10 protein-coding genes are annotated in these 14776 nt (G+C 33.5%); 4 read left to right on the top strand and 6 right to left on the bottom strand.

Annotation, left to right across the window (positions count from 1 at the left end; translation table 11 throughout):
* Window positions 1–52: 52 nt before the first annotated feature.
* Together IEV15_RS07130 and IEV15_RS07125 are read left to right on the top strand one after the other, a co-directional pair.
* Entirely contained in the window at window positions 53–1222 is a 1170-nt protein-coding gene (locus IEV15_RS07130) for a THUMP domain-containing class I SAM-dependent RNA methyltransferase (protein ID WP_229734115.1), read from the top strand.
* A gap of 3 nt (window positions 1223–1225) precedes the next feature.
* On the top strand, window positions 1226–1573 hold the full coding sequence (locus IEV15_RS07125; protein WP_188361823.1) for a hypothetical protein: 348 nt from the start codon (window positions 1226–1228) through the stop codon (window positions 1571–1573).
* Window positions 1574–1577: 4 nt separating this feature from the next.
* Here the strand turns inward: IEV15_RS07125 and IEV15_RS07120 are convergent, their stop codons facing one another.
* Both IEV15_RS07120 and thrA read right to left on the bottom strand, forming a co-directional pair.
* Window positions 1578–2498, bottom strand: coding sequence for a homoserine kinase (locus IEV15_RS07120; protein ID WP_188361822.1), 921 nt, complete (start codon window positions 2496–2498; stop codon window positions 1578–1580).
* Between the two features lie 77 nt (window positions 2499–2575).
* A complete protein-coding gene (thrA, locus tag IEV15_RS07115; protein WP_188361821.1) occupies window positions 2576–5023 on the bottom strand; it encodes a bifunctional aspartate kinase/homoserine dehydrogenase I in 2448 nt (815 codons plus the stop codon).
* A gap of 270 nt (window positions 5024–5293) precedes the next feature.
* On the opposite strand from thrA, the gene IEV15_RS07110 reads away from it, so the two are divergent.
* The gene (locus tag IEV15_RS07110; protein WP_188361820.1) at window positions 5294–6790 is read left to right on the top strand and encodes an NAD(P)H-hydrate dehydratase; all 1497 of its coding nucleotides are present in this window, start codon (window positions 5294–5296) and stop codon (window positions 6788–6790) included.
* Window positions 6791–6850: 60 nt separating this feature from the next.
* On the opposite strand, the gene IEV15_RS07105 is transcribed toward IEV15_RS07110, so the two are convergent.
* Window positions 6851–8230: a TlpA family protein disulfide reductase gene (locus IEV15_RS07105; protein ID WP_188361819.1), complete on the bottom strand. Its 1380-nt coding sequence runs from the start codon at window positions 8228–8230 to the stop codon at window positions 6851–6853.
* A 123-nt stretch (window positions 8231–8353) separates the two neighbouring features.
* Between IEV15_RS07105 and hutH the strand changes: the two genes are divergently transcribed.
* Window positions 8354–9853 (top strand): histidine ammonia-lyase, encoded by a 1500-nt coding sequence (gene hutH / locus IEV15_RS07100; protein WP_188361818.1) that lies wholly within the window; start codon window positions 8354–8356, stop codon window positions 9851–9853.
* 203 nt (window positions 9854–10056) lie between these two features.
* Here the strand turns inward: hutH and IEV15_RS07095 are convergent, their stop codons facing one another.
* The 3 genes from IEV15_RS07095 to IEV15_RS07085 all read right to left on the bottom strand — a co-directional run bounded on the left by IEV15_RS07095 (window position 10057) and on the right by IEV15_RS07085 (window position 14729).
* Window positions 10057–10623, bottom strand: coding sequence for a hypothetical protein (locus tag IEV15_RS07095; RefSeq protein WP_188361817.1), 567 nt, complete (start codon window positions 10621–10623; stop codon window positions 10057–10059).
* A gap of 99 nt (window positions 10624–10722) precedes the next feature.
* Window positions 10723–12093, bottom strand: a complete 1371-nt coding sequence (gene rimK, locus IEV15_RS07090; protein WP_188361816.1) for a 30S ribosomal protein S6--L-glutamate ligase — start codon at window positions 12091–12093, stop codon at window positions 10723–10725.
* Between the two features lie 86 nt (window positions 12094–12179).
* Window positions 12180–14729: an ATP-dependent Clp protease ATP-binding subunit gene (locus IEV15_RS07085; RefSeq protein ID WP_188361815.1), complete on the bottom strand. Its 2550-nt coding sequence runs from the start codon at window positions 14727–14729 to the stop codon at window positions 12180–12182.
* Window positions 14730–14776 lie beyond the last annotated feature (47 nt).

Here is a 14776-nt window from a genome sequence, read left to right as displayed (position 1 = left end):
AGAACGTGCAAATTTAGTGTATTTTTGCCAAGTTTTACAGATTTAAACAGTTATGGAGAAGAATTTTAAGATGGTAGCCAAAACTTTTTTTGGTTTTGAAGATATTTTAGCCAAAGAAGTACAGCAATTAGGCGGACAAGATGTGCAAACCGGGACACGAGTTGTCACTTTTTCCGGCGACAAAGGTTTTATGTACAAAGCCAATTTATCGTTGCGAACAGCTCTTAAAATTTTGAAGCCAATTAAATGGTTTAAAGTGTTTAATGACAAGAGTTTGTATGATGGAATTTACAGCATAGATTGGAGTCAGTTTATGAATGAAAAGCAGACTTTTGTGGTGGATGTCACATTGTATTCTGAAGCTTTTAACAACTCACAATTTGTAGCTTTAAAAACGAAAGATGCGATTGTGGATCAATTTCGTGAAAAAACCGGTGTTCGTCCGAGTATTGATAAAGATTTTCCCGATTTGCGAATTCATATTCACTTAGATCGTGATCAATGTACGGTTTCATTGGATACCTCCGGTGAATCGTTGCATCAACGTGGTTATCGTTCGGCTACGAATATTGCTCCAATAAATGAAGTTTTAGCAGCCGGAATGTTGATTCTTTCCGGTTGGGATGGAACTTCTCATTTTCTCGATCCAATGTGCGGAAGCGGAACCATTTTAGCCGAAGCTGCGATGATTGCTTGTAATATTCCGGCTAATATCAATCGAAAAGAATTCGCTTTTGAAAAATGGAATGATTGGGACAATGATTTATTCGACCAAATTATTGATAGTTTGATGAAGAAAACAAGAGAATTTCATTATACGATAAAAGGTTTTGATAAAGCTCCCAGTGCAGTTCGAAAAGCACAAGACAATATTCAAAATGCCAATTTGGATGATTATGTTACGATTGAACAGAAAGACTTCTTTGAAACAGAAAAACAAACGGAAGGTCCACTTCATATGGTTTTCAATCCACCCTATGGTGAACGTTTGGATATTGATATGGAACGATTTTATAGAGAAATTGGCGACACTTTCAAACAAAGTTATCCCAACACGCAAGCTTGGTTTATCACAGCTAATTTAGAAGCATTGAAATTTGTGGGATTAAAACCTTCCCGAAAAATCAAATTATTCAATGGAAAATTAGAAGCCAGGTTGTTGAAGTATGATATTTACGAAGGTAGTAAGCGAACGAAGTTTCAGAATAGGGAAGAGGAGTAATTGATGGCTACTACGATTCATAATTTAAGAAAGAAACCCCTGTTAGTATTTACATTGAATGAAAATAATTTTCATTTGATTGATGATGATACTCCTTCCAATAAAGGTGAATATAAATACAACTCAATTACTTCTATTAGTTTAATAAAAGGCAAAACAAATTGGATTGTATCAATTTTCAGTTTAGTAATTGATTTTATATTTGATTTGGGAAGTTTTAGTAATTATAAGGAAAAAGATAAATTAATCATTCAGACAAAGGATTCAGAAATTGAAATTTTATTATTTAAAGTTGATAAAAAGGAAGTTGAAGCTTTAGTTTTAAATTTACAGAAATTAGTAAATAAATAGTTTTTTAAATCATTTTCACCCCTTTATCACAAACCTTAGACACATAAATAGCATATTCAATTCCGGTTTTCAAATAGACTTCTTTCATTTTATTACCCACATTTTTAGATGTTTGAATACCTTTACTCAATGCATAAATTGAAGGTCCTGAACCGGAAATGCCACAACCTAATGCACCATTTTCTAAAGCCGATTTTTTTACATTATTAAATTCAGGAATTAAGTTTTTTCGATAAGGTTCGGCTACAACATCTTGCAAACAACGACCCATTAAAGCATAATCTTCGGTATATAATCCACTAATGAAACCACCTAAATTTCCCCATTGTGTAATGGCTGTTTTTAACGCAATTTCTTTAGGTAAAATGTTTCTGGCTTCGGATGTTTTCACCTCAATATGCGGATGAATAATTGTTACATATAAATCCTTCGGACTATTAATTTTAATAACTTCCAACGGTTCATAACTTCGAACTAACGTAAATCCGCCCAAAATTGCAGGAGCAACATTATCGGCGTGATAGCTTCCACTGGCTAAAAATTCACCTTCCATGGCAAACGGAATTAAATCTTTTCGATGCAAAGGATTCCCCAATAACTCGTTAATTCCAACGACAACTCCTGCTGCACTTGCGGCACTACTACCAATTCCGCTTCCGGCTTTGATTTTTTTATGGATTTCAATCTCAAATCCGAATTCTAAATCCAAGTGGTTTAACATCGCCAATCCGGCAACACCAGCTACATTTTTATTGGTTTCCAAAGGTAAATCGGCTCCGGTTATTTTGGTAATTCGGATTCCTTTTTCATCGCTTTTGCGAATAATCATTTCATCGCCAATGCCTTCTAAACATAATCCTAAGACATCAAATCCACAGGATAAGTTGGCTACGGTGGCGGGGCAGAATATTTTTATTTCGTTCATTTTTTTTTAAAGGTTCTAAGGTTCTGAGGCACTAAGGTTCTGAGGTTGCTTAGAACCTTAGTGCCTCAGAACCTTCATTAAACATTTCCAATCCGAATCACATCCGCAAAAATACCCGAAGCAGTCACGGCAGCACCGGCACCGGCTCCTTTGATTATCAACGGTTGATCTACATAACGATCGGTGAAAAATTCAACAATATTATCTTTTCCTTCTAAATTGTAAAACGGACTTTCCTTTGGAATAAACTGTAAACCAACGCTGGCTTTTCCGTTATCGAATTTAGCAACAAATTTCAAACGACAATCTTTTTCTTTCGCTTCTTTCAATAAATTATCAAAATGACTCGAGTGTTTGATTAAGGATTTGAAAAAGTCTTCATTGGTTTTGGTTTCCATACATTCTTTTGGTAAAAACGAAATATTTTCAATGTCTTCCATTTCCATTTGATAACCGCTCTCGCGAATAAGAATCAGAATTTTTCGGGCCACATCAACACCACTTAAATCGATTTTTGGATCAGGTTCGGTGAAACCTTGTACTCCGGCTTCTTTCACTACGTCGTGAAAATTATAGGTTTCGCTAAAATTATTAAAAATAAAGTTCAAACTTCCCGATAAAACCGCTTGAATTTTATGAATTCGATCACCCGAAGCTATCAAATGCTTCAACGTATCAATAATTGGTAAACCCGCACCTACATTCGTTTCAAACAAAAATGGAGCATTGTATTTTCGCGATAAGCGTTTCAAATTCAAATAATTATCATACTCAGATGAACAAGCTATTTTGTTGCACGTTACGACCGCAATATTTTTTCGAAGATAATGTTCGTAGGTTTTAGAAACTTCAGTATTTGCCGTAATATCAACAAAAATGCTATTCCGTAGATTGAGTGCTTTTGTTTTTTCAATAAAATCAGCTTTTGAAGCTTTTTCACCATTATCCAAATCAGTTTTCCAATCTTTTAATGAAATTCCTTCTTCATCAAAAACCATTTTTCTGGAATTGGAAAGTGCAATAACCCGCAGATTTATTTTTAAATTTTCTTTTAAGAATTTCTTTTGTTGGTGAATTTGTTCGATGAATTTTTCACCTACATTTCCAACTCCCATTACAAATAAATTCAACTGTTTGGTTTGTTCTTCAAAAAAACGTTCGTGTAACGTGTTCAATGCTTTTTTTACATCATTTTCATTGATTACCACAGAAATATTCCGCTCGGAAGCACCTTGAGCAATCGCACGAATATTTACGTTATTCTTGCCTAAAGTACTGAACATTTTTCCACTAATTCCTTGGTGGTTTTTCATTTGTTCGCCCACTAAAGCCACGATGCACAAATCTTTTTCAACCACACACGGATTGATTTTTTGTTGTGAAATTTCCAATTCAAAGATTTTATCAATTGCTGTTTTTGCCAAATCGGCATCAGCATTTAAAATTCCGATACAAATGGAATGTTCTGATGAAGCTTGTGTGATAAAAATAACATTGATAGAATGATTGGATAAAACTTCAAACAAACGTTTAGAAACTCCGGCAACTCCTACCATTCCTGAACCTTCCAACGTAATCAAACTAATTTTATCAATATGTGAAATTCCTTTAATCGGATTTCCGTTCGGATTAGATTCAGAAGAAATATACGTTCCAAAAGCTTCCGGTTCAAATGTGTTTTTTATCCAAATCGGAATATTTTTGCTTAAAACGGGTTGAATAGTTGGCGGATAAAGCACTTTTGCACCAAAATGTGACAATTCCATCGCTTCTTCATACGTAATTTTTTCAATGGGTTGAGCTTGTTTAACGATTTTCGGATTGGCGGTAAACATTCCGTTGACGTCGGTCCAAATTTCTAATTCTTTGACTTTCAAAGCTGCAGCAACAATCGCAGCAGTATAATCAGAACCACCACGACCTAACGTGGTCGTATTTCCATCTAATGAAGAAGCAATAAAACCGGGAATGAGTGTAACTTGATAAGTAGTAGAATTAAAATAATCAATAATAGTTGTATTCGTAATTTCAAAATTCACTTCAGCTTTTCCAAAGTTATTATTGGTTTTAATTAGTTCCCGACTATCTTTAAAACTGCTATTTGATAGCTGTTGTTTCATCGCTTCAGCAATAATGTAAGACGATAACAACTCACCAAAACTCACAATCATATCGGATGTTCGAGCGGTTAATTCACCCAACAAATAACAACCATCCAACAACGTTTCCAATAAGGAAATTTTCTTTTTACAATAATGCAACAAAGCCGATTGTTCGTTAGTTGGAACCAATTCTTTAATGGCTTCGAGGTGTTTTTTCTCAATTTGTAAAACGACATCGCGATAGGAATCATCTTTTGAAGCTGCTTTTTGTGCAGCAGACAAAAGTAAATCAGTTACGCCACTAAAGGCTGAAACAGCCACGATTAATTTATCTTCTTTAGATTTTTGTTCAACAATTTCGAGAACTAACTTTATATTTTGAGCATTGGCAACCGAAGTTCCGCCGAATTTTAATACTTTCATTTGATTATTTTTTACTTAAAAACAGGGTTTTTATTTTATCCTTTCGAATAAGCATGGATGCGGATGATATGTAAAAATTATACCCCGAATGGGGTTGTAGTTGTAGAAGATGTGCCAAAAGAAAATCCGTTCAACGAATTGAAGGAGTTGTTTGAATAAAATATGTTCTTTTGTGATTTCATCTGAAACAAATGTAATAAATTTACATATAGGAAATATAAAACTGAAACTTTTTGCGAATACTTCAATAAACTTTGTAATCTGATACAGATGAAAATATTTAATGCAGAAAAAATCAAAGAACTTGATAAATTAACAATTGAAAAGCAGCAAATCACTTCTTTAGAATTGATGGAACGAGCTGCTTTACAAGCTTTTTTGTGGTTGGTGAATCATTTTCAAGATAAAAAAACCGTTTACCACATATTTTGTGGAGTTGGAAATAACGGAGGTGACGGATTGGTAATTGCTAGAATGTTGAAACAAAATTACTTTGACGTTCATGTGTATGTTGTTCCGTTTACGGATAAATTTTCATCGGATTTTGATACAAATTTAGATCGTTTAAAAGAAAGTAATTTAACATATGAAGTAATTAATGCTGCATCTGAATTTCCTGATATAGCTGAAAATCATGTTATTGTAGATGCCATTTTCGGAATTGGTTTAACTAGAGAAATGGATAGTTGGCTTCAAATTTTGATTCAAAAAATTAATTATCATCAATCGTTTAAAGTCTCCATTGATGTTCCATCCGGATTATTTTTGGATAAAAAAACAATGATTGCCATTCATTCAGATGTTGTTCTCACGTTTCAGTTCCCAAAATTGGCTTTTTATTTGCCTGATAATGAAAGTTTTATTAATGAAATTGTTTTGTTGCCAATTGATTTAGATGTGAAATCTATCGAATCAATTCACACCAATTATTATTATACCGATTTGAATAAAATAAAAAAGCGATACAAGCCCATTTCAAAATTTTCGCATAAAGGAACGCAAGGCCATGTGTTGTTGATTGGTGGTTGCTATGGAAAAATTGGAGCAATGGTTTTGGCTTCGCAAGCTGCATTGCGGTCAGGTTGCGGTTTGGCAACGGTTTTTATTCCTAAATGTGGTTACGAAATTTTACAAACCGCCACACCGGAAGTCATGGTGATGACTGATGAAAATTATCATAAAATAACCAACATTGAATTTAATCTTCAACCAAAATCAATCGGAATTGGAATGGGAATTGGTCAAGAGGAGGAAACTACAGCAGCTTTATATCACTTTTTAAAGGAGAATAAAATTCCTCTAGTGATTGATGCCGATGCATTGAATATTCTTTCTGAAAATTCAGAATGGATGAATTTACTGCCAAAGAACTCCATTTTGACACCACATCCCAAAGAATTAGAACGGTTGATTGGAACTTGGGAAGATGATTTTAACAAAATTGAAAAAGTAAAATCATTTGTCAAAATGTACCATTTGGTGGTTTTAATCAAAGGTGCTTATACTTTAATTATAGATGACAAAAACGTGTATGTCAATTCTTCAGGAAACCAAGCTTTGGCAACAGGTGGAAGCGGCGATGTGTTATCCGGAATGATTACTAGTTTTCGTGCTCAAGGCTATTCTGCCGTTGATGCTTCACTTTTAGGTGTTTATTTTCACGGTCGAACCGCTGATATTGCCATGAACGATATGGGTTACGGAGGTTTTATTGCTTCGGATATTATAAAGTATTTAGGGAAAGTTTTTTTGGAATTAAAAAATTAAACCATTTAGAAACTAAGTTAATTTCTAAATGGTTTAAATATAAATCAGAAAGATTGAAATTTACAATCCAACTTCATTCAACAATTCTTTCAACTTTGCATCAGACGGTCTTGGAGCATCAGCATTTACGATTTTACCTTCCGTATCAATCAAAATAAATCTTGGAATTCCGTCGATAGCATAATTTTTAACAAAATCAGATTTCCAGTCGTTATCCGCAAATAATTGGACACCTTTTAATTCTTTATCAGCCACTATTTTTTTCCATTTTTCATGATCTTTTTTATCATCAATAGAAATGCTGACAAATTCAATGTTTTTTCCATGATATTCTTTTTCAACTTCTTTTAAAGCAGGAATTTCGGCAATGCACGGTCCGCACCAAGTAGCCCAAACATCAATATAAACAAATTTCCCCTTCAAACTTTCTAAAGAAGTTTTTCCGCCATTTATATTTTCATAATCAAAAGTAGGAGAGGGTGAACCTTTAACAAGATTTTTTACAATTTCAAACTTGTCAGTTAATTCTTTTTTAAACTTTTCATCCAGTGAATAACTCATCATTTCATTATAAACGGTTTCTAAATTTGGAGTTGAACCATTCAATTCATACATCATATTTTTAACCAATTCACTTTGAATGAGTTTACTTTTGATAGGTTTTAAAACCTCAAAACCTTTTTCAAGCGGTGTTTTAGTTGAATCTGCTTCTGCATACATTTTTTCATAAAAATTACGTCCAGCTAAATTACGGTAGGAAAAGGAGAACTTAAATAATTCTTCGTTATCCATCGAGAAATCATCTCCAATTTTTGGAAAGCTTTCGGAAGCCTTAAATGCTCTATTGTTAGTTAAATAACCATAATTAGAAGGATATTGCACATACATTCTTAAAACATGAAAATCGGTATCTGATTTTTCATTTTTCACAAAATTTGCATTAGATAATTTTGCTTCATCCAATGCTTTCAAAATTTCTTTTTTGTACAATTCATTTTTTTCTATGAAAGCTTTTTCATCCAAAGTGAATAACGGTTTAGCACTTTCCCAGTCATTCATTTTACCATAAACGGACTCAATAACTTGATGTTTTTTTGACATAAAATTATTTTCATCAGAACCATTTCCTTTGAAAACAAAAGACTTTTCAAACTCTTCCGCATTATTTTCAACATTCAATTGAAATCCGTTTTCCAAATAAATGAATCGTTGATTTTCATCATTTAAAATCAACGAATAAAGTCCGTTGTAATCCAATTGAAGCGTGTCTGAAAATGTTCCATCTGTATTAAGATTAATTTCTTTCGAAAAATTTAACCCTTCTAATTTGATGGTTTTTGATTCAGTATTTGCAATTTTTCCTGAAAAGGTGGTGATAATTTCTTTATCCTGACAAGAAATAAAGCAAATTACAGATAGTAATGCGATAATTTTTTTCATCATATAATTGTTTAGTTTCTCAAAAATAAGAAATTCAATTCACAATTTGTTATTAAAAAAACCACAATTATGTTGCATTTATGCAAACGTTTGCGGAATTTTGAAACCTCAACCAAACAATAAATGGACCATTATCATTATATCAGTTCCGACCTACTCTCGTTGGAAACCATCAATCAAATTTTACTTGAAAATAAATGGCTTGCTTTATCAGAAGAAGCAAAAGTCAACATACAGAAATGCCGTGATTATTTAGATAAGAAAATGCAATCGCAAACCGATCCGATTTATGGTATTAATACCGGATTTGGGTCGTTGTGTAATGTGAAAATTTCAAATGAAAATCTTTCACAACTTCAAGAAAACTTAGTGAAATCACACGCTTGCGGAACAGGCGATGAAGTACCAAACTCGATTGTAAAATTGATGTTGTTGCTTAAAATTCAATCGTTGAGTTACGGAAATTCAGGAGTTCAATTAGAAACCGTTGAGCGATTGATAGAATTTTTCAACAATGATGTATTACCAATAATTTATACGCAAGGTTCTTTAGGTGCTTCGGGCGATTTGGCTCCGTTAGCACATTTGAGTTTACCATTGTTAGGTGAAGGTGAAGTATATTTTGAAGGGAAAAAAGTCCATTCCAAAGAAGTTCTCGCCCATTTTAATTGGAAACCTATCGTTTTACAATCCAAAGAAGGTTTGGCATTGTTGAACGGAACGCAGTTTATGAGTGCTTATGGTGTTCATATTTTATTAAAATCGTATAAATTATCCTATTTGGCCGATTTAATTGGAACCATTTCTTTAGAAGGTTTTGATGGTCGAATTGATCCGTTTAACGAATTGATTCACTTGGTTCGCCCGCACAAAGGTCAGATTGAAACAGCTCAGCGAATTACTGATTTTTTAGATGGAAGTCAAATTATCAATCAAAAGAAAACGCACGTTCAAGATCCGTATTCTTTCCGATGTATGCCGCAAGTTCACGGAGCTTCAAAAGATACAATGGATTATGTGCGAAGAGTTTTTCGAACAGAAATCAATTCTGTAACCGATAATCCAAATGTTTTTGTAGGCGAAGATATTATAGTTTCCGGTGGAAATTTTCACGGACAACCATTGGCTTTAGCATTAGATTTTCTTGGAATTGCTTTAGCAGAATTAGGAAGTATTTCTGAAAGAAGAACGTATCAATTAATTTCCGGACTTCGTGGATTACCTGCATTTTTGGTTGACAATCCCGGTTTAAACTCCGGTTTTATGATTCCGCAATACACGGCTGCAAGTATAGTTAGTCAGAATAAACAATTAGCCACTCCGGCAAGTATTGATAGTATTGTTTCCAGTAACGGACAAGAAGATCACGTTAGTATGGGTGCGAATGCGGCAACAAAGTGTTTTAAAATTATTGAAAATTTAGAACGCATTTTAGCCATTGAATTAATGAATGCTTCGCAAGCCATTGAGTTCAGAAGACCATTGAAATCCAGTGAGTTTATTGAGCAATTTATTTTTTCTTATCGTACCGAAGTTCCTTTTGTACAAGAAGATCGCATTTTGCATTATGATATTGAAAACTCAATCGCTTTTTTAAGGAGTTTTGAGATTGAGGTGGAATAGATAAGATTAATTTGCTGTTCAAAGCTTTTGACAATTCTCCAAATGAATTTGATAAGCTCATATGTTTAGCTAATAAAAAAATTTTAAAGCATTATAACAATATATTTACTTGTTATTTAATCAGTGACATTCATCATATATTAACTTTTTAAAATATTAATTTTTTACAAGCAGAAAGAACTTTGTTGATTATTTTTAATTTTTTATTTAAACTTTGATTTAAGTATTGATTCGGTTATTAATTTTTCGTCAACTTCGTTATCAATTACATATAAAATTTGCAATTCTTTATTTGAGATTTCTCCAATAAGTAAAAATGTTGTGTATTTTTTTTGAGGGTCTGAAATAATATTTTTGATTTTATAAAAAACTTTTCCGTCAATTTCAATTTCCTCTTTGCTAATATTAATTGGAGTTTCTAGTTCTTTATATTTTTCTTCAAATAATTCTATAAGCTTATTTATGTATTCATTTATCCCAAATTTTTTTATGTTATTACCAGATAAATAGCTTGACATTATGATATTAAAGTTAGAATCTTTTTCTTTAGCAATAGCGAAAAGAATATCTTCCTCGGGATCTAAGTTTAAATTCGTATCATTTTCAAGAAATTTTTCTCCTGTAGTTGTAATTTGTGAAAAATTATCAGTTTGATAAAAATAATTTTTGGGTATTTCGTATGTCCAAGAAATATTTCCAATTTTATAATTTTTTTGAGCAAAAGTTATATTTGCAAATAATAGTATTAAGTAAAAAAATATTCTATTCATATTATTTTTATTTTTTATGCGTTCAAAGAAAACTTTCTTAGGACTAATTAATATGTTTTAAAAGCCGATATTTTAAAAGTTATCGAATAATACAAGTTACTATTTCACCTTAAAATTCTTCTCAATCGCCTTAATCATTTCTCCTGCAATATCTTTGTTAGTTGCTCCTTCAATTCCTTCTAAACCGGGAGATGAATTTACTTCCAACAAAAGCGGTCCTTTACTTGATCGAATAATATCAACTCCGGCTACTTTTAATCCCATCGCTTTAGCCGCTTTTACGGCAATGATTTTTTCTTCACGAGTTGGTTTGATAACCGAAGCTGTTCCACCTAAATGAATGTTCGCTCTAAATTCTCCTGCCAATGCTTCTCGTTGAATGGTTGCTACTACTTTTCCGTCAATCACAAATAAACGCAAATCTTTTCCGTTGGCTTCTTTGATGAATTCTTGAACTAAAATATTAGCATTCAAACTTTTAAAAGCGTTAATAACACTTTCAGCTGCTTTTTTAGTTTCGGCCAAAACAACTCCTTTTCCTTGCGTTCCTTCTAAAAGTTTGACAATTAAAGGTGTTCCGCCAACCATTTTTATTAAATCATCGGTATCTAAGGGTGAATTGGCAAATCCAGTGGTTGGGATGTCAATTCCGTTATTCAAAAGCAATTGCAACGAATATAATTTATCTCGCGACTGCGTAATTGCTGAAGAAGAATTTAGACAAAAAATCTTTAACGCTTCAAATTGACGAGTTAACGCACAACCATAAAAGGTAATATTCGGACGAATTCGCGGAATGACAGCATCCAATTCATTCAAAACTTTTCCACCACGGTAATGAATTTCAGGCGTGTCGGCATCCAATTTCATATAACATTCTTTGATGTTTAAAAATTGCATTTCGTGACCACGGCGTTCACCGGCTTCCATAATTCGTTTGTTGCTGTAAAGTTCAGGATTGCTGGCTAAAAGTCCGATTTTTAAACCTGAACGCTCTTTTAAAACATCCGGATATAAGTCTTTTAATTTATCGGTTGAATTATCTCCTAACAAATATTTCTTTTCCGGATCAACCATCGCTCGTCCGCTCATCGCTTCGCGACCTAACAACATTCGGAATCCCATTGAATCTCGATTAGTCAACGTCATTTCAATCGTCCAATTGGATTCTCCCAATTGCAATTGCGTTTGAATTACAAAACGTTGCTCACGAAATCCGCTTGAACTTTTTACTACTCGTTTGTCAATTAAAGGAGCTTGGCAGTGAATGATGGTTTTGACATTATTCTGAATCGGATTAATATCAAATTTTACCCAATGTTCCCCTTCTTTGATAAATGGACTGATGTTGATGGCGTGTAGGGCAGAGGTTTTGGCTCCGGAATCTACTCGGGCTTTGATAGTTGGAATTCCTAATTCTGGGAAAGAACACCATTCTTCACTACCTAAAATTAATTTGTTGTCTAACATTTTTTGATTGATTGTATAAAAAAGCCACGAATTCACAAATAGTTTTACTTTAATTCGTGAATTCGTGGCTTACAATTTAGTTCTATTTAACTCGTTGGTTTTTCTGCTTTTTGAACTTTTACATTCAATTCTTGAGCATCATCTTCAATGTCCATAAAGATTTCGTCACCTTCTCCAATTTTAGAAGTGATAATTTCTTCGGCTAAAGAATCTTCAACATATTTTTGAATGGCTCTTTTTAATGGTCTGGCTCCAAATTGTTTATCAAAACCTTTATCAGCAATAAATGCTTTAGCTTTATCTGATAAATTCAACGTATAACCTAAATCTTTAATTCGAGCATATAATTTTTTCAATTCGATTTCGATGATTAAATCGATGTGTTCTTTTTCTAAAGCATTAAACACAATCACATCATCAATACGATTCAAAAATTCAGGAGCGAAAGTTTTCTTTAACGCATTTTCAATCACACTTTTCGAATGATCATCTGCTTGCGAAACTTTTGCGGCAGTTCCGAAACCAACACCTTGACCAAAATCTTTCAATTGACGTGCTCCCACATTGGAAGTCATAATGATAATGGTATTTCTAAAATCGATTTTTCGACCTAAACTATCCGTTAAATAACCATCATCCAACACTTGCAGCATCATATTGAAAACATCCGGATGAGCTTTTTCAATTTCATCTAATAGAACAACACAATACGGTTTGCGACGCACTTTTTCGGTTAATTGACCACCTTCTTCGTAACCCACATATCCCGGAGGTGCTCCGACTAATCTGGAAATTGCGAATTTCTCCATATACTCGCTCATATCAATACGAACTAAAGCATCTTCAGAATCGAATAATTCTTTAGCTAAAACTTTTGCTAATTGCGTTTTTCCAACTCCGGTTTGACCTAAGAAAATAAACGACCCAATCGGACGATTCGGATCTTTTAATCCGGCTCGATTACGTTGAATCGAACGAGCAATTTTCATCACTGCTTCGTCTTGACCAATTACTTTTCCTCTGATTAATTCCGGTAGATGAGCCAATTTATTACTTTCAGTTTGAGCAATTCTGTTCACAGGAATTCCTGTCATCATCGAAACAACATCGGCAACATTGTCTTCGGTAACGGTTATTCTATTATTTTTAGAATCAATTTCCCATTGTTCTTGTGCGATAGCTAAATCTTTTTCGATGCGTTTTTCATCATCACGCAATTTAGCAGCTTCCTCGTATTTTTGTTTTTTAACGACCGTATTTTTCAATTCACGAACATCTTCCAATTGTTTTTCCAGTTCCAAAATTTGTTTCGGAACTTCGATGTTGGTGATGTGGACACGCGAACCGGCTTCGTCTAACGCATCAATCGCTTTGTCCGGTAAGAATCGATCAGACATATAACGACTGGTCAATTTCACACATGCATCAATCGCTTCAGGTGTATAGGTGACACTGTGATGATCTTCATACTTACCTTTGATATTATTCAAGATTGTAATTGTTTCTTCAATAGTTGTAGGTTCAACAATCACTTTTTGAAAACGTCTTTCCAAAGCACCGTCTTTTTCAATATATTGACGGTATTCATCTAACGTTGTAGCACCAATACATTGAATTTCGCCTCTGGCTAAAGCAGGTTTAAACATGTTGGACGCATCCAAAGAACCTGTTGCACCACCGGCACCAACGATGGTATGAATTTCATCGATAAACAAAATAATGTCATCGTTTTTTTCCAATTCATTCATTACCGCTTTCATTCTTTCTTCAAACTGTCCGCGGTATTTTGTTCCGGCAACTAAACTCGCCAAATCAAGCGTAACTACTCGTTTGTTGAATAAAATTCGGGATACTTTCTTTTGTATGATTCGCAACGCTAAACCTTCGGCAATGGCAGATTTACCAACACCGGGTTCACCAATTAAAAGCGGATTATTTTTCTTTCTTCGGCTTAAAATTTGTGAAACACGTTCAATTTCTTTTTCACGACCCACAACCGGATCAAGTTTTCCTTCTTCGGCTAACTCGGTTAAATCACGACCAAAATTATCTAAAACAGGCGTTTTGGATTTTTTATTGGTTTTACTTCCGGGATTATTAAAGTTGCCTTCTTTCAAACTGTCATCTTGTCCGGAGTCATCATTAAATGATTCTGCTTTTGGAAAATTTTCGTTAAAATCTTCTTCATTGTTATTTGGTATCATATTCAAATATTGTTCTTTAGCTATATCGTAATCGATTTTTAGCTTGTTAAGTAATTTTGTTGTCGGATCGTTTTCGTTCCTCAATATACAAAGCAAAAGATGTGCCGTACTAATAGATGAACTCTGGAAAACTTTGGCTTCAAGAAACGTGGTTTTTAAAGCCCTTTCCGCTTGACGAGTTAAATGCAGGTTTTTCTTTTCATTGCCAATTTCAGCAATAGGATTTGGCGGACTCAAAATTTCAACTTTTCTTCGAAGATGTTCTAAATCTATGTCTAAATTGTTTAAAATATTTATCGCTTTTCCATTTCCATCTCTCAAAATACCTAACATCAGATGTTCAGTTCCAATAAAGTCGTGACCCAAACGAAGGGCTTCTTCCTTACTGTAACTAATTACATCTTTGACTCTTGGTGAAAAATTATCGTCCATAGCAATTGTTTTTTATAGGTAAATTTAGTAAATATGATTAAAATAAT

This window comes from Flavobacterium orientale, assembly GCF_014638005.1.
GTDB classification, from domain to species: domain Bacteria; phylum Bacteroidota; class Bacteroidia; order Flavobacteriales; family Flavobacteriaceae; genus Flavobacterium; species Flavobacterium orientale.
Note: the sequence above shows the minus strand (reverse complement) of the source record. Positions and strands in the feature narration are given on the sequence as shown.

Coding starts and splice junctions, on each gene's coding strand:
- IEV15_RS07110 (WP_188361820.1), top strand. CDS start 5,294: ATGAAAATATTTAATGCAGAAAAAATCAAAGAACTTGATAAATTAACA.
- thrA (WP_188361821.1), bottom strand. CDS start 5,023: ATGAAAGTATTAAAATTCGGCGGAACTTCGGTTGCCAATGCTCAAAAT.
- IEV15_RS07105 (WP_188361819.1), bottom strand. CDS start 8,230: ATGAAAAAAATTATCGCATTACTATCTGTAATTTGCTTTATTTCTTGT.
- IEV15_RS07120 (WP_188361822.1), bottom strand. CDS start 2,498: ATGAACGAAATAAAAATATTCTGCCCCGCCACCGTAGCCAACTTATCC.
- hutH (WP_188361818.1), top strand. CDS start 8,354: ATGGACCATTATCATTATATCAGTTCCGACCTACTCTCGTTGGAAACC.
- IEV15_RS07085 (WP_188361815.1), bottom strand. CDS start 14,729: ATGGACGATAATTTTTCACCAAGAGTCAAAGATGTAATTAGTTACAGT.
- rimK (WP_188361816.1), bottom strand. CDS start 12,093: ATGTTAGACAACAAATTAATTTTAGGTAGTGAAGAATGGTGTTCTTTC.
- IEV15_RS07125 (WP_188361823.1), top strand. CDS start 1,226: ATGGCTACTACGATTCATAATTTAAGAAAGAAACCCCTGTTAGTATTT.
- IEV15_RS07130 (WP_229734115.1), top strand. CDS start 53: ATGGAGAAGAATTTTAAGATGGTAGCCAAAACTTTTTTTGGTTTTGAA.
- IEV15_RS07095 (WP_188361817.1), bottom strand. CDS start 10,623: ATGAATAGAATATTTTTTTACTTAATACTATTATTTGCAAATATAACT.